The sequence below is a fragment of the Sphingobium sp. SG1 genome (genome assembly GCF_057063145.1).
Map to the genome: position 1 here is coordinate 225,619 of NZ_JBVVOJ010000003.1, position 18,821 is coordinate 244,439.

Consider the following 18,821-nt stretch of genomic DNA (forward strand, 5'->3'; position numbering starts at 1 on the left):
CCGGAATCATGATGACTCGCCTGCGCCTGATCCTCGATCCCTTCCTCGTCCTGCTGCTCTGCACCGTTGCCCTAGCGTCGGTCCTGCCCGCGCGCGGCCAGGGCGCCCATGTCGCATCGATCGTTGCGGATGCCGGCATCGTGCTGCTTTTTTTCCTGCATGGGGCAAAATTGTCGCGCGAGGCGATCTGGGGCGGCGCCAAGGCATGGCAACTCCATCTCGCGACTCTGGGCACGACCTTCCTCTTCTTCCCGCTGGTCGGCATCCTGCTGCAACAGATCGGCGCGATCCCGGAGAATATGCGCGCGGGCCTGCTGTTCCTGGCGCTGCTGCCATCGACGGTGCAAAGCTCGATCGCCTTTACCGCGATTGCGCGCGGCAATGTCGCCGCGGCGGTGGTCAGCGCCTCCTTCTCCAACCTGCTCGGCATCGTGCTGACGCCGCTGCTGGTGGCATTGCTGATGCAGCGGGGCGGCAGCAACCTCATCTCCCTTTCCTCGGTCGAGGGGATCATGCTGCAATTGCTGTTGCCCTTCGTGCTGGGCCATCTTGCCCGTCCCTGGATCGGCGGCTTCGTGTCGCGGCACAAGACGCTGGTCGGCCGGGTCGATCGCACCTCGATCCTGCTGGTGGTCTATTCCGCCTTCAGCGCGGCGGTGGTCGAAGGGCTGTGGCACCGGGTCTCGCGCGCGGAACTGGCGCTGCTCGCGCTGCTCTGTATCGCTATGCTCGTGATCGTGCTGCTCTTCACCTGGGGGCTTGGCCGGCTGCTCGGCTTTTCCCGCGAAGATGCGATCGTGCTGCAATTTTGCGGATCGAAGAAGAGCCTTGCCTCGGGCGTGCCGATCGCCGGCGTCCTCTTCCCCGCAGCGGCCGTCGGGCCGATCATCCTGCCGGTCATGCTGTTCCACCAGATTCAGCTGATGGCTTGTGCCCTGCTGGCACGGCGCTATGGGGCGCAGGCGGCCGATAGGGCCGATTCGCAGATGGCAACCATATCATGACCCAACCGATCCTGACCGACATTCCGATGGAGAGCTTCCTCTCCCACATCGACGCCGTGGCCGGCGCGATCGCCAAATCGGACTGGCGGCCCGACTATATTGTCGGTGTCGGGCGCGGCGGGCTGGTGCCGGCCACCTATCTGTCCCACGCCATCAGCCAGCCGATGCTGTCGGTCGACCTGTCGGCCCAGGTCGTGGGCTTTTGCGACGAACTGCTCGACAAGCTGGTGGCGATGGCGCTCGAAGGATCGCGCCTGCTGTTCGTCGACGACATCAATGACAGCGGCCGCACGATCAACCAGTTGCGCGCGGCGCTGGCCGGCGCGCCGGCCGATCATCTGCGCTTTGCCGTGCTGATCGACAATGTCAGCTCGGCCGCGAAGGTCGAATATCGCGCGACCACGATCGACCGTGTCGTCACCAAGGACTGGTTCGTCTTCCCCTGGGAAGCGGTCGCCAGCCGCGCGTCGATTCTGTCCGACTGGGGCGAAGTGCCCGAACGGACCAGTTGAGAATAGCTGTCACAAAAATATAATGGAAATTCCCCGCCCGCTCGTTATACAAGCGTACAACTGCAATGGGGCATGCGGGGTAGATGGGCGAGACGGGATGCGGATCGGATCCGGACGCGGGCTATAGCCTGCCGGCATGGGCCTATAGCGATCCCGAATTTTTCGCCGTCGAAGCCCGTCGCATCTTCCGCCCGAGCTGGCAGATCGTCGCCCATGACAGCGACCTGCCGGCACCGGGCGATTTCCATGTGCTGGACTATCTTGGCGAGAGCATCATCGTCATCCGCGGGGATGACGGCGAAGCCCGCGCCTTTACCAACGTGTGCCGCCACCGCGGCGCGCGCCTAGTGGACGGGCCCTCGGGTCGCACCAGAAAGCTGGTCTGTCCCTACCATGCCTGGACCTATGGTCTGGACGGTTGCCTGACGGGCCTGCCAATGGCGGGCAGCTATGGCAATCTCGACCGGTCCAGGCATGGACTTTCCCCCGTCGATATCGAGAATTTCCACGGCTTCCTGTTCGTCCGGCTGGAGGATGATGGCGGACCGTCGGTGGCGCAGATGATGGCGCCTTATATCGACGAGATCGCGCCCTATCGCTTTTCCGAACTGCGCGCACTTGGCCGCGTCACGCTGCGCCCACGCGCGGTGAACTGGAAGAATATCGGCGACAATTATTCCGACGGCCTGCACATCGCGGTCGCCCATCCCGGCCTCAAACGGTTGATGGGCGATGGCTATGGCGTCGAAGCCAGCCCCTATACCGACAAGATGTGGGGGCCGATCCTCGACCGTCCGTCCGCCAACCTGTCCGAGCGCGCCTATCAGCATTTCCTGCCGGCCGTCCCGCATCTTCCGCCCGATCGGCAGCGGCTATGGACCTATTTCAAGCTCTGGCCCAATTTCGCCTTCGACATCTATCCCGACCAGGTGGATTTCATGCAGTGGCTGCCGGTGTCGCCGACCCAGACGCTGATCCGCGAGATCAGCTACGCCCTGCCCGACAACCGCCGCGAGATGAAGGCGGCGCGCTATCTCAACTGGCGCATCAACCGCCAGGTCAATGCCGAGGATACAGAGCTTGTGGCGCGCGTGCAGGCCGGCATGGCGTCGGACAGTTTCACCGTCGGCCCTCTGAGCGACCAGGAAGTCGCGCTGCGCCATTTCTGCGCGCGGATGCGCACCATCATTCCGCAGGCGCGCCAGCATCGCGCGCCGAAAATGGGATGGTCTTTCGACTATCATGATTCTCGTCATTCCCGCGCAGGCGGGAATCCATCCCCCGACCTCACCTATGGGGAGATGGCTGGAGATGGATCCCCGCCCACGCAGGGATGACGGCGCTTTTTCGGGGAGGGATATGTTGTGACCAAAGCCTATGACGCCGTCATCATCGGCGCGGGCCATAATGGCCTTGTCTGCGCCTTCTACCTCGCCCGCGCCGGCTACACGGTGCGCATGGTTGAGCGCCGCGATGTCGTCGGCGGCGCGGCGGTGACCGAGGAATTTCACCCCGGCTTCCGCAACTCGACCGCCAGCTACACCGTCAGCCTGCTCAATCCCAAGGTTATCCGCGACATGAAGCTCGCGGACCATGGCTATCGCGTGATCGAGCGGCCGATCAGCAATTTCCTGCCCCAGCCCGATGGCGGCTATCTGAAGCTGGGCGGCGGGCTGGAGCGGACCCAGGCCGAGTTTGCCCGGTTCAGCGCGCGCGATGCCGCCACGCTGCCGGCCTATTATGACGCGCTGGAAGTGGTGGCCGATGTGCTGCGCGACCTGGTGCTCAAAAGCCCGCCCAATGTCGGCGATGGCCTGACCATGGTGGTCGAGGCGCTGAAACAGGGCCGCCGCGTCGCAGGGCTCGATATCGAGCAACAGCGCGACGTGCTCGCCCTGTTCACCAAATCGGCCCGAACCTTCCTCGACAGCTGGTTCGAGAGCGAGGCGGTCAAGGCCGCCTTCGGCTTCGACGCGGTGGTCGGCAATTTCGCCTCGCCCGACACGCCGGGCAGCGCCTATGTGCTGCTGCACCATGTGTTCGGCGAAGTGAACGGCAAGAAGGGCGCCTGGGGTCACAGCGTCGGCGGCATGGGCACGATCACCCAGGCCATGGCGAAGGTCGTGCAGGCGATGGGCGTCGAGATCAGCCTGGAAGCGCCGGTTGACCATATATTGGTCGATGGCGACCGCGCCGTCGGCGTGAAGCTGGCCAGCGGCGAGGAAGTGATGGGTGCCAGCATCATCGCCAATGTCGGCCCCAAGCTGCTTTACGAGCGGATGATGCGGCCGGCCGACCTGCCCGCCGATTTCCTGAAACGGATCAAGGCGTTCAAGGCCGGATCGGGCACCTTCCGCATGAATGTCGCACTCTCCGCCCTGCCCGACTTCACCTGCCTGCCCGGCATTGGCGAGCATCACCAGTCGGGCATCATCATCGCGCCAACACTCGACTATATGGACCGCGCCTATCTGGATGCAAAGCGCGACGGCTGGTCGAAGGCGCCGATCGTCGAGATGCTGATCCCCTCGACCATCGACGACAGCCTGGCGCCCGAGGGATGCCATGTCGCCAGCCTCTTCTGCCAGCAATTCGCGCCCGAACTGCCCGACGGGCGAAGCTGGGACGATGAACGCGAGGCGGCGGCCGACCATATCATCGCCACGGTCGAGGCCCATGCACCCGGTTTTGCAAAGAGCGTGATCGCCCGCCAGATCCATTCGCCGCTCGACCTGGAACGCAAGTTCGGCCTGATCGGCGGCGACATCATGCATGGCAATCTGACGCTGGAGCAGATGTGGGCGGCGCGGCCTGTGTTGGGGCATGGCGCGTATCGCGGGCCGGTGAAGGGCCTCTACATGTGCGGCGCGGGCACCCATCCGGGCGGCGGCGTCACCGGCGCGCCGGGCCATAATGCCGCGCGTGAGGTGCTGAAGGATCGCGCCCTGTGGGGGAAATGGCGCGGCCGGGCCTGATCGGGTCTTTCCCCGCCTTGCCCCAACCGAAAGCCTGGCCTAAAGACCCGGCTCATGCCCGACATCTTCATTCCTGATGCAACGCCCGAGCTGACTGGCCGGGCGCTGTTCCCGCACCGGCACCTGCTGTCGATCGCCGACCTCAAGCCCTGGGAAATCCGTTTCCTGCTGGACGAGGCCGAACATTGGGCCCGCACCAACAAGGGCCAGGCGCGCAAGCATGACGACCGGCTGGCGGGCATGACCCAGATCAACGCCTTTTTCGAGAACAGCACCCGCACCCTGCTGTCGTTCGAGATTGCCGGCAAGCGGCTGGGCGCCGACGTCGTCAACATGCACGCCGGCCAATCGAGCGTGAAGAAGGGCGAGACCCTGATCGACACCGCCATGACGCTCAATGCCATGGCCGCCGACGTCATCGTCATCCGCCATGCGAGTTCGGGCGCGGTCGCGCTGATCGCGGACAAGGTCGACTGCCCGGTGCTGAACGCGGGCGATGGCTGGCACCAGCATCCCACGCAGGCACTGCTCGATGCGCTCACCATCCGCCGCCGCAAGGGCGGGTTCGAGGGGCTGGTGGTCGCCATCTGCGGCGATGTGCTGCACAGCCGCGTCGCCCGATCCAACATGCTCTGCCTCGCCGCACTGGGCGCGCAGGTGCGTGCGGTCGCCCCGCCCACCCTGCTGCCGCCCGAGGTCGAGATGCTGGGCGCCACCCCCTATAGCCGGATGGAAGACGGGCTGGATGGCGCCGATGTCGTCATGATGCTGCGCCTGCAGAATGAGCGGATGGACGGCGCCTTCATCCCGTCGGCGCGCGAATATCATGCGCTTTACGGCCTGACGCCCGAACGGCTGGCGATCGCCAAGCCCGACGCTCTCGTCATGCACCCCGGCCCGATGAACCGGGGGGTCGAGATCACCAGCACGGTGGCGGACGATCCCGATCGGTCGGCGATCACCGAACAGGTGGCGATGGGCGTGGCGGTGCGCATGGCGTGCCTGGATGTTTTGACGCGCCAGGCGCGTGGTGTGGAAGGCTGGGCATGAGCAGGATCGCAATCGTCAACGGCAAGCTGGCCGATCCGGCCGGCGATGCCCTTGCCCCCGGCACCGTCCTGATCGAGGGTGACCGCATCCTGGCCACCGGCGCGGTCGACATTCCCGCCGACGCGCAGCAGGTCGATGCCGGCGGGCTGGTGGTCGCGCCGGGCCTGATCGACCTGGGCGTCTTCGCCACCGACAAGCCCGCCTTCCACTTCGGCGGCATCACCCGCGCCGCCCTGATGCCCGACCAGCGCGCGCCGCTGGACGAGGTCGGCCTGATCCGCGAAGCGACCCGCGCGGGCAAGCCCGATTTCTGGGTCCACCCGATCGCCGCCGCGACCCGCGGCCTCAAGGGCACGGAAATGGCCGAAATGGGCCTGATGCAGATCGCCGGCGCCAAGGCGGTGGGCACCGGTCGCCAGTGGATCGCCGATTCGGGCGTGATGCTGCGCATCCTCTCCTACGCTTCGGGCCTGGGCCTCACCGTCATCGTCCATGCCGAGGATGGCGGCCTGTCCGCCAAGGCGGTGGCGACCAGCGGCGAGACCGCGACGCGCCTGGGCCTAGCCCATGCCCCGGCCTGCGCCGAGGCGATGGCGATCGCGCGCGACATCATGCTGGCCCGCGAGACCGGCGCCGCCATCCATTTCCGCCTGGTCACGACCAAGGCCGGTTTCGACCTGATCCGCGCCGCCAAGGCGGAGGGGTTGAAGGTCAGTTGCGGTATCAGCCCGGCCTATCTGTTCCTCAACGATCAGGCGATGACCGACTTCCGCACCTTCGCGCGCCTGTCGCCACCGCTGCGATCCGATGCCGACCGTCATGCCAGCATCGCCGCCGTCGCCGACGGCACCGTCGACGTCATCACATCGGGCCATGACCCGCGCGGGCCCGAGGACAAGCGCCTGCCCTTCGCTGACGCGTCGCCCGGCATGGCCGGCGCCGAAACGCTGCTCGCCTTGTCCCTCAACCTGGTGCGCGAGGGCCATGTCAGCCTCAACCGGCTGATGACCCTGCTCAGCGCCAATCCGGCGAAGATATTGGGCGTCAATGCCGGCAGCTTTGCGCCCGGCAGCGCCGCCGACCTGATCCTGGTCGATCCCGACGCGCCATGGATCGTCGATTCAGCGAAGATGGCGGCCTCGGCCGGCAACACGCCGTTCGACAAGGTGCCGGTGCAGGGCCGCGCGCGCCGCATCATGAAGGGCGGGCAGTTCTTCTAAGCAATCTGGCGTTGCGGCCCCACAAATCGCCGTCCCTTGCGCTGTCGCTTGTCCGCATAGAGCCGCGTGTCGGCGACATGCAGGACGGCGGCGGCCTCCGTTCCGTCCTGCGGGAAGGTGGCGATGCCGAAACTGCTGCCCACCGACAGGCTGCGCCCCTGCCAGCCTACCGGCGCAGCGATCGCCTGCCGGATGCCGGGCATGCGCCGATGCAGGGCATCAACATCGGTTTCCGCGTCATGGAGCAGCGCAAATTCGTCGCCGCCCAGCCGCGCAATGCTCACCGCGTCCGGCATCAAGGCCCGCAACCGACCACCCAATGATGTCAGCAGGACATCCCCTGCCTGATGGCCATGCTGATCGTTGCACTGTTTGAAGCCGTCGAGATCGGCGAGCAGCACGCTGAAGGCCGCGCCCCGCTCCACCCGTTCTTCGATCGCGCGCATGAAGCTCAGCCGGTTGTCGAGCCCGGTCAGCGCATCGGTGCCGGCCAGCCGTGCAAGGTCTCGCTGCGACACCAGCATCGCTACCGTCTCGCGAAACTTGCCCAGCACCAGATTGGCCTGCATCACCGTGACGATCGCCATCATCACCGCCATCGCCCGCACGCCCAGATTGTCATAGAGCGCCATCTTCACCAGGATCGGCAACACCGCCGCGCCCATCGCCCCGATCGCGGCGCGCGGCACGCTGAGCAAGGTCGTCGCAGCAACCAGCGCACCGATGCCGATGAACACCGGCGCCACCATGCAATAATAGATTTCGGTTTCGGTGAAGGCGTTGACCGCCCACAGTCCCGCCACCAGCCCGGACGCGGTCGCGACATGGGCGACCCGCTTCAGGCTGCGCGCCTGCACCCTGGCGTCGGTCGCGATCGGCACGCCGCGCCAGCGCAGCAGGGATGCCGCGCAGGCCAGGAAGATCAGCGCAGGCGGCGTCACCTGTTGCCACAAGGGCAGATCGCCCATCACCGCGAGCGCCATCGCGACGGTATTGGCCATGATCAGCAGGCACAAAAGCGGCAGCGCCTGATGGAAACGGCGATATTGGGTATCCAGCACCGCATCGCGCGCGCTGTCCGGCACCGGTGCCGTGAACGGGCCGTCCCAGCCCTTCAGCCGCTGTTGCCAGCGCTTTTCCGCCACTTGTCCGCTCCCTGCCGCCTCGCTGCGAGCGGCCGTTGGTAGCGAAAGGAGGTTAATCCTCCAACAACGGGAAACCCTAACCGGGGAAAACCATGAGGGAGGCGAATCAGGGAACCCTATCGCCGTTCAGGCGCTACCCCTGTTCAGCAGGGGACAATCATGACCGAAACGATCGCCCAGCAGGTGCATGTCGATGCGCCATGGAAAATCCCGCCGCGTGCCTGGTGGGAGATATTGAAGCGCGTCTATGCCGCCATGTCGGCCAATCATCTGGGCCTGCTGTCCGCTGGCGTCGCTTATTACGCCTTCCTGTCGATCGCCCCGCTGCTGGCCGCGGTCGTCCTGACCTATGGCCTGGTCGGTGACCCGCAGATCGTGGCCCGCCACATGCAGGCGATCATCACCGTCGTGCCCGCCGATGCCGCCCAGCTGATCAACGACCAGTTGCTGGGCATGGTCAGCGCGCGCAAGCCGGCGATCGGCTTCGGCCTGTTCCTGGCGCTGGGCCTCGCAGTCTATGGCGCCACCCGCGCCGCGTCCGCGATCATGGAGGCACTCAACATCGTCTATGCGCAGAAGGAGGGGCGCAACATCTTCGCCTTTTATCGCGTGTCGATGGGAATCACCTTTTCCGCCGTGCTGGTGGTGGTCGCCGGCGTCGTGACCGCGACGATCATCGGCCTGCTCCAGAAATTGCTGACCAACTGGGGACCGGGCGTGCTGTTCACGATCAAGGCGACGACCTGGATCTGCGCCGGCCTGCTCGCCAGCAGCATCTTCGGCCTGATCTACCGCTTCGGCCCGCATCGCCGCCGGGTGCAATGGCAATGGCTGACCGTGGGGTCGATCGCCGCGACGCTGTTCTGGCTGGTGGCGACGCTGGGCGTCTCCTTCTACGTCTCGACCTTCGGCGATTACAACAAGACCTATGGCTCGCTCGCGGCCGTGGTGATCCTGCAGCTCTGGCTGTTCGTCTCCGCCTATATCGTGCTGCTGGGCGCCCAGATCAACGCGGAAGCCGAGCGCCAGACCAGCGCGCATATTCTTGTTGAAGAAGTTGCATAAAGTCGCTTGCCCTCCCCGATAGGCCACGCTAAAGCGCCCTCCTTCGCTGGCTCGGGCCAGTGCAGGAGTGTAGCTCAGTTGGTAGAGCGTCGGTCTCCAAAACCGAATGCCGTGGGTTCGAGTCCCTCCACTCCTGCCAAGCGAACTAGCCGCGAACCTTGAACAATCACGGGTTCGCGGCTAAGTGCGCTTAGCGAAGCATCGGTCGCGAAGCGCGACTGCCTCCCCCGACACCGACTTATCGCGGGAAACGGGAGGGCGGACCGCCGTTTCGCGCTTTGGTATTGATTTTGAAGGTGAGCTGACAGCGCGATGGCGAAGACTTCTCCGAGCGAATTCGTCAATCAGGTGCAGACCGAAGCGAAGAAGATCGTTTGGCCGACCGGCCGTGAAACGATCATGACCGCGATCATGGTCGTCATCATGACCTCATTGCTGGGCATCTTCTTCTTCGGTATCGACACCTTCTTCGGTGCGATCGTCCAGTGGCTGCTGAGCCTCGCATCGGGTCGTTGAACGCTCGGCGTTCAAAAGGGAGTTTAAGACGGTAACATGGCGCGCTGGTACATCATCCACGCCTATTCGGGCTTCGAGAACAAGGTCAAGGAATCGATCCTGACCGAGGCCGAGCGCATGGGCCTGTCGCAACTGGTCGAGCAGGTCGAGGTTCCGACCGAAACCGTGACCGAAGTGAAGCGCGGCAAGAAGGTCCAGGTCGAACGCAAGTTCATGCCGGGCTATGTCCTCGCCAAGCTGGCAATGAACGACGACGTCTATCACCTCGTCAAGAACACGCCCAAGGTCACCGGTTTCCTGGGTTCGTCGGGCAAGCCCCAGGCGATCAGCGAGAGCGAAGCCGCCCGCTATTTCGGCGCCCAGAAGGAAGCCGCCGCCGCCCCGAAACACAAGGTCAATGTCGATTACGAAATCGGCGACAGCGTCAAGGTGCTGGACGGCCCCTTTGCCAGCTTCAACGGCGTGGTCGAGGAACTGGATTTCGAAAAGAACCGGGTCAAGGTGTCGGTGTCGATCTTCGGTCGCGCCACCCCGGTGGAACTGGACTTCGAACAGGTCGAACTGTCGAAGTAACCAGCCGCCGCAAGGCTGTTCAAAAAGGGCCGCCCGCTTTTCAGCCGGCGGCCCTTTTTGTTGGGGAAGCCCTGCGCTTTCGGCCGAATCGACCGAATGACAGACTCCCCCTTCCCTTTGGACAAGAAGGTCGCTATAGGGCCGCGCTTCCATGCCTCCCCACGGGGCGGCTGGACATGTGCGGGAGGTTCCCTTGCGGGAGCCGCTAGACCGCTAAACTTGAACCGGCAGATCTGCCCAGCAGGCCTGCCAGCTATAGAGTGAGTGAAAATGGCCAAGAAGATTACGGGCTATATCAAGCTCCAGGTGCCCGCCGGAGCCGCCAACCCCTCGCCGCCGATCGGCCCTGCCCTGGGTCAGCGCGGCGTGAACATCATGGAATTCTGCAAGGCGTTCAACGCCTCGACGGAAAAGATGGACAAGGGCACCCCGCTGCCGACCATCATCACCGTCTATGCGGACCGTTCGTTCACCTTCGTGACGAAGCAGCCGCCGGCCACCTATCTGATCAAGAAGGCCGTCAACCTGAAGTCGGGTTCGAAGGAGCCGGGCAAGGTCGTCGCTGGCAAGATCACCCGCGCCCAGCTCGCCGAAATCGCCCAGGCGAAGATGGCTGACCTGAACGCGAACGACATCGACGCTGCAACGAAGATCATCGAAGGTTCCGCTCGCGCGATGGGCCTCGAAGTGGTGGAGGGCTAAGACCATGGCAAAGCTGACCAAGAAGGCAAAGGCCCTGGCGACCGCGATCGACCGCGAAAAGCTGCACGGCGTTGACGAGGCGCTGGGCCTGATCAAGACCCACGCCACCGCCAAGTTCGACGAAAGCGTCGAAATCGCGATCAACCTGGGCGTTGACCCGCGTCACGCCGACCAGATGGTCCGTGGCGTCGTCACCCTGCCCGCCGGCACCGGCAAGGACGTTCGCGTCGCCGTGTTCGCCCGCAACGACAAGGCTCAGCAGGCGCTCGACGCCGGTGCCGACATCGTAGGCGCCGAAGACCTGCTCGAATCGATCCAGGCCGGCAACATCGACTTCCAGCGTGTCATCGCCACCCCCGACATGATGGGTCTGGTGGGTCGCCTGGGTAAGGTTCTGGGCCCCAAGGGCCTGATGCCGAACCCGAAGCTGGGCACCGTCACGCCGAACGTCGCCGAAGCCGTGAAGGCCGCCAAGGGTGGTCAGATCGAATTCCGCGTCGAAAAGGCCGGCATCATCCACGCTGGCCTCGGCAAGTCGAGCTTCTCGGCTGAAGACCTGCGCAAGAATTTCGACGCGTTCGTCGACGCGATCGTCAAGGCGAAGCCCTCGGGCTCGAAGGGCAAGTATGTCCGCAAGATCGCCCTGTCGTCGTCGATGGGTCCGGGCGTGAAGGTCGACGTGGCCGAAGTCGCCTCGATCTGATCCCGTTGGGATAAGAATTAAAGGGGCCGCCTTCCCTCCTTGCGGGGGAAGGCGGCCTTCTTATTTTATAGGACCAGCCGCTCGTTCAAGAAGCGGCCCGAGGGCCACAAGGCCGGGCAAAGGGGCATTCGCCGCCTGCGCCATAGGGGGACACCCCTCCACCGTCGGCGATGTCGACGGTCCCCCTCCCCCGACAAGGGGAGGATTTTGGAACCAGGGACGCGACCTACCCCTGGGCTCTCCACGGCGGGAGCATGGCAGGTCTTCACGTATCCGTCGGGAATGGCGGGTCGCTTTACCGATGGAAAACGAAAAAATGTCTTTTGAACATCTCCCCTCCATGCTCGCCCAGGCGCTGACCACCAAGGGTTATGAGAGCCTGACCCCGGTCCAGTCCGAAGTGACGCAGGACGAAGCGCAGGGCCGCGACCTGCTGGTGTCGGCACAGACCGGCTCGGGCAAGACCGTGGCCTTCGGCCTGGCCATGGCCGCCGAACTGCTGACCGGCGGCGACAAGCTGCCCGTCGCCGGCCTGCCGCTGGCGCTGGTGATCGCGCCGACGCGCGAACTGGCGCTGCAGGTCAGCCGCGAGCTGGAATGGCTCTATGGCGCCGCCCGCGCCCGCATCGCCACCTGCGTCGGCGGCATGGACGCCGCCAAGGAACGCCGCGCGCTCAGCCATGGCGCCCATATCGTCGTCGGCACCCCCGGCCGCCTGCGCGACCATCTGGAACGCGGCGCGCTGGACCTGTCGGGAATGCGCACTGTCGTCCTCGACGAAGCGGACGAAATGCTCGACATGGGCTTCCGCGAGGATCTGGAAGGCATTCTTGACAGCGCGCCGGAAGATCGCCGCACCCTGCTCTTCTCGGCCACCATGCCCAAGCCGATCGTCGCGATGGCCAAGCGCTATCAGTCGGACGCGCTGCGCATCTCGACCGTGGGCGAAGAACGCGGCCATGGCGACATCAGCTATCAGGCCGTCACCGTCGCCCCGTCGGACATCGAGAATGCAGTGGTCAACCTGCTGCGCTATCATGAAGCCGAAACCGCGATCCTGTTCTGCGCCACGCGCGACAATGTCCGTCACCTGCATAGCAGCCTGACCGAGCGCGGCTTCGCCGCCGTGGCGCTGTCGGGCGAGCATAGCCAGAATGAGCGCAACCACGCGCTCCAGGCGCTGCGCGACAAGCGCGCGCGCGTCTGCGTCGCCACCGACGTCGCCGCACGCGGCATCGACCTGCCCAGCCTGACGCTGGTGGTCCATGTCGAACTGCCGCGCGACGCCGAGACGATGCAGCACCGTTCGGGCCGCACCGGTCGCGCCGGCAAGAAGGGCACCGCTGTCCTGATCGTCCCCTATCCGCGTCGCCGCCGCGTCGAATCGATGCTGCGCGGCGCCAAGATTCCGGTCGAATGGGGCACCCCGCCCAGCAAGGAAGCGATCCTGGAACAGGATAATGCCCGCCTGCGCTCGACCCTGATGGAAAAGGCCGAGCTGGACGAGGCCGACTGGGCACTGGGCGCCGAGTTGCTGGCGGAAAAGTCGGCCAAGGAAATCGCCGCGATGCTGGTGAAGAGCGCCCGCGCCTCGCTGCCCGCGCCCGAGGAACTGCTGGACCGCAGCGAAGCCCCGCCGCGCCAGGAAGGGCCGCGTCCGGGTTTCGAGGATACCCAGTGGTTCCGCATGGACATCGGCCGTCGCCAGAATGCCGATCCGCGCTGGATCCTGCCGCTGATCTGCCGCCGCGGCCATGTGTCGCGCGGCGACATCGGCGCGATCCGTATCACCACCAACGAAACCATGTTCGAAATCCCGCGCGCGATCGCCAGCCGCTTCATGTCGGCCGTCAAGCGCTCGGGCGAGGCCAATGACGAGGGCGCCGACGTGGCGTTCGAGATGATCGACGGCGCCCCGCGCGAGCAGGCCCGCGACAATCGCCGCCAGGGCAACCGCTCGAACGACCGTGGCCCGCGTCCGGCCGGTTACGCGCCCCGCCCCTTCAAGGGCGGGCCCAAGCGCCCCGGCGGCCCGCGCAAGCCGCGCGGCTAAGGCCGGCGACATGACGTCCTAAAAAAGGGCGGTGAACGATCGATCATCGTTCACCGCCCTTTTTCTTTGTCCCTCAGCCGACGCCGCAAAGCTGCAGCATGCGCCCGGCCAGTTCGCGTTCGCCCATGACGACATGGCGCACGCCCAGCGCTTCGAGATGCGCGACCTCGGCATCGCTATGGGCGCGGGCGATCACCTGCAAATTGGGGTTGAGATGGCGGGCATGCTCGTTGATCGCGCCGCCCTCGAACCCTTCGGGCACGGCGATCAGCAGATAGCGCGCCTCGCATATGCCCGCCGCCAGCAGATGCCGGTCCTCCAGCGCATTGCCGCGCACCACCGACAGTCCGGCCTCTTCCGCCTCCTCGACCCGTTCGGGGTCGCCCTCGATCACCACGAACTGGACATGGCGCTCGGTCAGGCGCTTGGCGATCAGCTTGCCGACCCGGCCATAGCCGACCAGGATGACATGACCGAGGCGCGGCTGATCGGTCGCGGTGTCGGCCTGCGTCTCATCTTCCTCCTTCTTGTGATCGCGCACGATCAGCGAGAAGAGGATCGGATTGATGAAGATCGACACGATCGCACCGGCAAGGATCAGATCGCGCGCCTCAGCCGGCAACACGCCCAGCCCCGCCCCCAGCGACGCCAGGATGAAGGAAAATTCGCCGATCTGCGCCAAGCTGGCGGCAATCGTCAGCGCCGTGACATTGGGATGGCCAAAGGCACGGACGATGCCCCAGGCGGCGATCGACTTGCCCACCACGATGATGAGCACGGTCGCCAGCAGCGGCAGCGGCTGTTCCACCACCACCGCCGGATTGAACAACATGCCGACCGACACGAAGAACAGCACCGCAAAGGCGTCGCGCAGCGGCAGCGTCTCCTCGGTCGCGCGACGGCTGAGCGGGGTTTCGCCCAGGATCATGCCGGCAAAGAAGGCGCCCAGCGCAAAGGACACGTCGAACACGATCGCGGCACCGAAAGCGACACCCAGCGCAATGGCCAGCACGGCGAGGCGGAACAGCTCGCGCGACCCGCTATGCACCACCCAGTGCAGCGCCCAGGGGATGAGGCGACGGCCCACCACCAGCATCAGCACGACGAAGCCGACGACCTTGAGCAAGGTACCGACCAGCGGCGCGATCAGGGCGCTTGCCCCGCCGCCCGCATCGGCATTGTTCATCACCCCCGCCAGCGCCGGCAGGAGGACGAGGGCAAGGACCATCACCAGATCCTCGACGATCAGCCAGCCGACCGCGATACGTCCGCGCCGGGTTTCGACTAGGTCCGCCCCCTGCAACGCACGCAGCAGCACGACCGTGCTGGCGACCGACAAAGCGAGGCCAAAGACCAGCCCGCCCATCAGCGGCCAGCCCATCAGATAGCCAAGGCCCATGCCGAGCAGGGTCGCGACCGCGATCTGCACGATTGCGCCGGGCACGGCGATCGCTTTGACCGACAACAAATCCTTGAGCGAGAAATGCAGGCCGACGCCGAACATCAGCAATATGACGCCGATTTCCGCCAGTTCATTGGCGAGGCCACTGTCGGCGACGAAGCCGGGGGTGAAGGGGCCGACCATGATGCCGGCAACCAGATAGCCGACCAGCGGCGATAATTTCAGGCGATGGGCGATGGCACCCATGATGAAGGCCACGACGAGGCCGGCAACGATCGTCCCGATAAGGGGCGTGTGGTGGGGCATGAAATTCCTTCCCTGTCCGCCGGCAGCAGGCCTTCATCCTGCCGCCGGCGCGGAACATTGTCTATTATTCGACGATGCCGAGCATCGCGATCGAGAGCAGGGCGCCGGCGGCGCCGAGCCCTGCCATGACGACGGGCATGAACCAGCCGGGCGGATTGCGCCGGCCACCGCGCATCTTTCTTTTGCGGGGCATGATCTCAATTCCTTCTGTCTGACGGACGCCCGCCATGGCGGGCGGGAAAAATGTCAGAGGAAGGCGGGCGGGGCGCGGGCGCGGCGACTCCGCGCGCGAAGATGGCTGTAGCGGCCTGCCAGCAGCGGGAGGGGGGCGTCGGGCGTCAGAAGGCGCCAGGAGAGCATGAGGGCCAGCGCCGCCGCCAGCAGCCAGGGCAAGGCGACCCCATCCCCATCAGGGCGGGGCGCACGTGCCAGATGCGGCGCAGGCAGCGAGCGCGCCTTGAGCACCACGCCGGTCGTGGCGGAACTGAAGGCGGAACCATTGAGCTTGCTGGAAGGCGGACCGTCCGGCGCGATCGCGCAGAGCAGCGCAACCAGAATCGCAGCCCACAGCGATGCGATGAAGGGCAGCCTGCCCTTGCCGGTCGCATCCTGGGGATGTAATCTGCTCATCGGCGCTTATATTCCCTTCCATCACCGATGTAGGAAGACTAAGAGCCAAAAACCAGCCCACAAGCTGGGCCCATGGCGGTTGACAGAATCGAGTCATTCCACTACCGGGCCACATTCCCGCGCGGGTCGAACAGGCTTTTTGTCCTCGACGATCTGCGTAAAGCAGATTTGAACGAGAAGAGACCAAGCCATGTTCGCTATCGTGCGCACGGGCGGCAAGCAGTATCGCGTCGCCGCCGGAGATAAGATCGTCGTTGAAAAGCTCGCTGGCGAAGCCGGCGACAAGGTTACGCTGGACGACGTCCTGCTGGCCGGCGAAGGCGGCGACCTGAAGGACGCAGCCAAGCTGACCGTCGCAGCCGAAATCATTGCGCAGGCGAAGGGCGAGAAGGTCATCGTCTTCAAGAAGCGTCGTCGTCACAACTATCGCCGCAAGAACGGCCACCGCCAGAATCACACGATCCTCAAGATCGTGTCGATCGCCTGAGCGCAGCTTAGATAAGGAGTTTAGGTCATGGCACATAAGAAAGCTGGCGGTTCGTCGCGTAACGGTCGCGATTCTGAGTCGAAGCGCCTTGGCGTGAAGAAGTTCGGCGGTCAGGAAGTGATCGGCGGCAACATCATCATTCGCCAGCGCGGCACCCGCGTATATCCCGGCCGTAACGTCGGCATGGGCAAGGATCACACCCTCTTCGCCCTGGGCGAAGGTCGCGTCGTGTTCCACGACGGCAAGCTCGGCCGCAAATATGTATCGGTCGACGCGGTAGCCGCGGCAGCCGAATAACGGACGATCGATGACGGGTCGTCCTTCGCAAAAGGGACGTCCCGCCTGATCGGTTATGCACATAAGTGCGCCGATCGGGATCGAGGGAAAAAAGGGCGCCCCTTTCACAGGGAGCGCCCTTTTTCCGTTCTGACGAACATCACCGGGCACTCCTCCCGATTTCCCTCAAACCTCTGGAACTACTGGCCTTCTCGCGCGTCGTGCGGGCGGGGCTCAGCCAGAGAAGACCGTCGTCAAGCCGTCATGATTGGCAGCTATTGGCGCGCACGAAGAGGAGAGACGTGAATGTTCGCCCGTACCCCCCGCCTGCTGCTGCGGCCAGGCTGGATGGAAGATGCCCCCGCCCTGGCCCAGGCCATCGACAATGACGCGGTCCTGCGCAATCTGAGCCGCGCACCCGCCCCCTATGGCCTGGCCGATGCCGAAGCCTTCCTGGCACTGCCGCAGGATTCGCGCATGCCGCGCCTGCTGGCCTTCACGCGCACCCGGGGCGCGCCGCGTCTGGTGGGCGGCTGCGGCATCCATGAGGCCGAGGATGGCACGCCTGAACTGGGTTACTGGATCGCCCGCCCCTATTGGGGCCTGGGCTTCGCCACGGAGGCGGCCCGCGCCGTCATGAGCATCGCCCGCGCGCATAATCTGCCCGCGGTCCGTGCGGTCCATTTCGCCGACAATCGCGCGTCGGGCCATGTCCTGCGCAAGATTGGTTTCCGCGCCAACGGCACGATCGAGCGGCGCTACAGCCCCGCCCGCGGGGCCGAGGCCGACTGCCTGGTCTTCGACGAGGGCGAAGCCGCCCGCATGAGCGTGGATTTTGCCCTGGACCTATATGGCGACGCGTTGCCGGCGCTTGCCGCTTGACTGAAGTGCGCGGGCGCCGATCAAGGCGCCCGCCTCTCACGCCTGACGGAGCCGATCGAAGACACGGGTCGGCGCGCCATGGAAATCGACTTCGGCCAGCGCGGCAAAGCCCAGTTTCTCCGCCACCTTGATCGACCCGCCATTGTCGGGCGCGATGATGCAGCGGATCGACTGCTCCGCCAGATGCGCATCGGTCCAGGCAAAGATCGCCGCCATCGCCTCGGTCGCGATGCCGCGCCCCCAGGCGGCCGGCCCCAGCACCCAGCCCGCTTCCGGCACGCCATCCAGTTCAGCCAGGCCCCGCGCCGCGCTCAGTAGGCCAGCCTCCCCCAGCAATTCGCCATTGGCGCGATCCTCGATCGCCCACATGCCATAGCCGAGCAGCGCCCACATGCCGGCATAGCGCAGGATGCGGAACCACACCGCCTGCGCATCGAGCGCCGCGCCGCCGATGAAGCGCACCACGTCCGGATCGGCCCATAGCGCCTGGCAGGCGGGATAATCCTCCACCCGATGCGGGCGCAGGATCAGGCGGTCGGTGGTGAGGATCGGTGCATCGGTCATCGCCAATCTATGGGCGGTCGCGCAGGGACCGGTCAAGCGACCCCGCACATGGCTATGGCCTTCCCCCGGCCCCTGTGTCATGGGCAAGCCACGTTGCCCGAACCGATCCCCCTCAAGCGCTCGCGCCTCAGCCCCGACGAAAGTCGCCTGATCGCGCTGGAAGCCGCCCGCGACCTGCTGCTGGAAGCAGGGCCACAGGCCGTGACGCTGAAGGCGGTGGGCAATCGCATCGGCCGCACCCACGCCAATCTGCTCCACCATTTCGGATCGGCCGCCGGCCTGCAGAAGGCGCTCGCCGGCTATCTGGCCGACGCCATCACCGCCACGATCGGCGACGCGGTGAACGCTGCCCGGCGCGGCGAGGTCGAACCCCGGCGGATCGTCGACATGACCTTCGACGCGTTCGACGCCGGCGGCGCCGGCGCGCTGGCCAGCTGGATGCTGGCATCGGGCAATGAGGATGCGCTCGACCCGGTGGTCGATGCGATCCACCGGCTGGTCGACAAGCTGGCCGCCACCGCGCTGCGCCCGCAACTGGCCGAGGTGATCCGCGACAATACGCTGATGCTGGTCCTGCTGGCGCTCGGCGATTCGCAGATGGGCGGCCCGATGGCCGCTGCGCTGGGCCTCAATCGCGAGAAAGCGCGCGAACTGGCGGCCCGCAGCCTGGTCTCCGCCCTGACCGAAGAAGCCCGGTTGACGGCGACGGCGAAAGTGTCGCAAGCTAAGGTTTAATTTTGCCCAAGAAGACGCTAT

21 protein-coding genes and 1 tRNA gene are annotated in these 18,821 nt (G+C 65.5%); 17 read left to right on the forward strand and 5 right to left on the reverse strand.

The window, feature by feature from the left end; genetic code table 11:
• The first annotated feature begins 11 nt into the window (after positions 1-11).
• From AC0KVN_RS09010 to AC0KVN_RS09035, 6 genes are all read left to right on the forward strand, one after another.
• The gene (locus AC0KVN_RS09010; protein ID WP_026108894.1) at positions 12-1,004 is read left to right on the forward strand and encodes a bile acid:sodium symporter family protein; all 993 of its coding nucleotides are present in this window, start codon (positions 12-14) and stop codon (positions 1,002-1,004) included.
• Positions 1,001-1,516 (forward strand): phosphoribosyltransferase, encoded by a 516-nt coding sequence (locus tag AC0KVN_RS09015; RefSeq protein WP_125987611.1) that lies wholly within the window; start codon positions 1,001-1,003, stop codon positions 1,514-1,516. The genes AC0KVN_RS09010 and AC0KVN_RS09015 overlap by 4 nt, the downstream gene beginning before the upstream one ends.
• A gap of 83 nt (positions 1,517-1,599) precedes the next feature.
• Positions 1,600-2,853, forward strand: coding sequence for an aromatic ring-hydroxylating oxygenase subunit alpha (locus AC0KVN_RS09020; RefSeq protein ID WP_483656078.1), 1,254 nt, complete (start codon positions 1,600-1,602; stop codon positions 2,851-2,853).
• A gap of 27 nt (positions 2,854-2,880) precedes the next feature.
• Positions 2,881-4,491, forward strand: coding sequence for a phytoene desaturase family protein (locus AC0KVN_RS09025; RefSeq protein WP_435566724.1), 1,611 nt, complete (start codon positions 2,881-2,883; stop codon positions 4,489-4,491).
• A gap of 54 nt (positions 4,492-4,545) precedes the next feature.
• Positions 4,546-5,541, forward strand: a complete 996-nt coding sequence (locus tag AC0KVN_RS09030) for an aspartate carbamoyltransferase catalytic subunit (RefSeq protein WP_279729753.1) — start codon at positions 4,546-4,548, stop codon at positions 5,539-5,541.
• Entirely contained in the window at positions 5,538-6,761 is a 1,224-nt protein-coding gene (locus tag AC0KVN_RS09035) for a dihydroorotase (RefSeq protein WP_435566725.1), read from the forward strand. The genes AC0KVN_RS09030 and AC0KVN_RS09035 overlap by 4 nt, the downstream gene beginning before the upstream one ends.
• Here the strand turns inward: AC0KVN_RS09035 and AC0KVN_RS09040 are convergent.
• Positions 6,758-7,906 carry a GGDEF domain-containing protein gene (locus AC0KVN_RS09040; protein WP_435566726.1) on the reverse strand — a complete coding sequence of 383 codons (1,149 nt, stop codon included), beginning with the start codon at positions 7,904-7,906 and terminating at the stop codon, positions 6,758-6,760. The two genes, AC0KVN_RS09035 and AC0KVN_RS09040, sit on opposite strands and share 4 nt — an antisense overlap.
• 159 nt (positions 7,907-8,065) lie before the next feature.
• Between AC0KVN_RS09040 and AC0KVN_RS09045 the strand changes: the two genes are divergently transcribed.
• The 7 genes from AC0KVN_RS09045 (at position 8,066) to AC0KVN_RS09075 (ending at position 13,518) form a co-directional block, all read left to right on the forward strand.
• On the forward strand, positions 8,066-8,971 hold the full coding sequence (locus AC0KVN_RS09045) for a YihY/virulence factor BrkB family protein (protein ID WP_435566727.1): 906 nt from the start codon (positions 8,066-8,068) through the stop codon (positions 8,969-8,971).
• A gap of 63 nt (positions 8,972-9,034) precedes the next feature.
• Positions 9,035-9,110, forward strand: a tRNA-Trp gene (locus AC0KVN_RS09050).
• A gap of 173 nt (positions 9,111-9,283) precedes the next feature.
• A complete protein-coding gene (gene secE, locus AC0KVN_RS09055; RefSeq protein ID WP_004207893.1) occupies positions 9,284-9,487 on the forward strand; it encodes a preprotein translocase subunit SecE in 204 nt (67 codons plus the stop codon).
• A 36-nt stretch (positions 9,488-9,523) separates the two neighbouring features.
• Positions 9,524-10,060 (forward strand): transcription termination/antitermination protein NusG, encoded by a 537-nt coding sequence (gene nusG, locus AC0KVN_RS09060; protein ID WP_004207894.1) that lies wholly within the window; start codon positions 9,524-9,526, stop codon positions 10,058-10,060.
• Positions 10,061-10,330: 270 nt separating this feature from the next.
• The gene (gene rplK / locus AC0KVN_RS09065) at positions 10,331-10,762 is read left to right on the forward strand and encodes a 50S ribosomal protein L11 (protein WP_004207895.1); all 432 of its coding nucleotides are present in this window, start codon (positions 10,331-10,333) and stop codon (positions 10,760-10,762) included.
• Between the two features lie 4 nt (positions 10,763-10,766).
• The gene (gene rplA / locus AC0KVN_RS09070) at positions 10,767-11,465 is read left to right on the forward strand and encodes a 50S ribosomal protein L1 (protein ID WP_004207896.1); all 699 of its coding nucleotides are present in this window, start codon (positions 10,767-10,769) and stop codon (positions 11,463-11,465) included.
• 316 nt (positions 11,466-11,781) lie between these two features.
• Positions 11,782-13,518, forward strand: coding sequence for a DEAD/DEAH box helicase (locus tag AC0KVN_RS09075; protein ID WP_004207897.1), 1,737 nt, complete (start codon positions 11,782-11,784; stop codon positions 13,516-13,518).
• A gap of 73 nt (positions 13,519-13,591) precedes the next feature.
• On the opposite strand, the gene ybaL is transcribed toward AC0KVN_RS09075, so the two are convergent.
• The 3 genes from ybaL to AC0KVN_RS09090 form a co-directional block, all read right to left on the reverse strand.
• On the reverse strand, positions 13,592-15,226 hold the full coding sequence (gene ybaL, locus AC0KVN_RS09080) for a YbaL family putative K(+) efflux transporter (protein ID WP_435566728.1): 1,635 nt from the start codon (positions 15,224-15,226) through the stop codon (positions 13,592-13,594).
• Between the two features lie 64 nt (positions 15,227-15,290).
• Positions 15,291-15,419, reverse strand: a complete 129-nt coding sequence (locus AC0KVN_RS09085) for a hypothetical protein (protein ID WP_257211493.1) — start codon at positions 15,417-15,419, stop codon at positions 15,291-15,293.
• 53 nt (positions 15,420-15,472) lie between these two features.
• Positions 15,473-15,856, reverse strand: coding sequence for a hypothetical protein (locus AC0KVN_RS09090; RefSeq protein WP_313228833.1), 384 nt, complete (start codon positions 15,854-15,856; stop codon positions 15,473-15,475).
• A 190-nt stretch (positions 15,857-16,046) separates the two neighbouring features.
• On the opposite strand from AC0KVN_RS09090, the gene rplU reads away from it, so the two are divergent.
• The 3 genes from rplU (at position 16,047) to AC0KVN_RS09105 (ending at position 17,501) form a co-directional block, all read left to right on the forward strand.
• A complete protein-coding gene (gene rplU, locus AC0KVN_RS09095) occupies positions 16,047-16,343 on the forward strand; it encodes a 50S ribosomal protein L21 (protein WP_004207901.1) in 297 nt (98 codons plus the stop codon).
• A 27-nt stretch (positions 16,344-16,370) separates the two neighbouring features.
• On the forward strand, positions 16,371-16,640 hold the full coding sequence (gene rpmA, locus AC0KVN_RS09100) for a 50S ribosomal protein L27 (protein WP_004207902.1): 270 nt from the start codon (positions 16,371-16,373) through the stop codon (positions 16,638-16,640).
• Between the two features lie 285 nt (positions 16,641-16,925).
• Positions 16,926-17,501: a GNAT family N-acetyltransferase gene (locus AC0KVN_RS09105; protein ID WP_483656079.1), complete on the forward strand. Its 576-nt coding sequence runs from the start codon at positions 16,926-16,928 to the stop codon at positions 17,499-17,501.
• Positions 17,502-17,537: 36 nt separating this feature from the next.
• Here the strand turns inward: AC0KVN_RS09105 and AC0KVN_RS09110 are convergent, their stop codons facing one another.
• Entirely contained in the window at positions 17,538-18,065 is a 528-nt protein-coding gene (locus AC0KVN_RS09110) for a GNAT family N-acetyltransferase (protein ID WP_435566731.1), read from the reverse strand.
• Between the two features lie 54 nt (positions 18,066-18,119).
• On the opposite strand from AC0KVN_RS09110, the gene AC0KVN_RS09115 reads away from it, so the two are divergent.
• The gene (locus tag AC0KVN_RS09115) at positions 18,120-18,800 is read left to right on the forward strand and encodes a TetR/AcrR family transcriptional regulator (RefSeq protein WP_069338537.1); all 681 of its coding nucleotides are present in this window, start codon (positions 18,120-18,122) and stop codon (positions 18,798-18,800) included.
• Positions 18,801-18,821 lie beyond the last annotated feature (21 nt).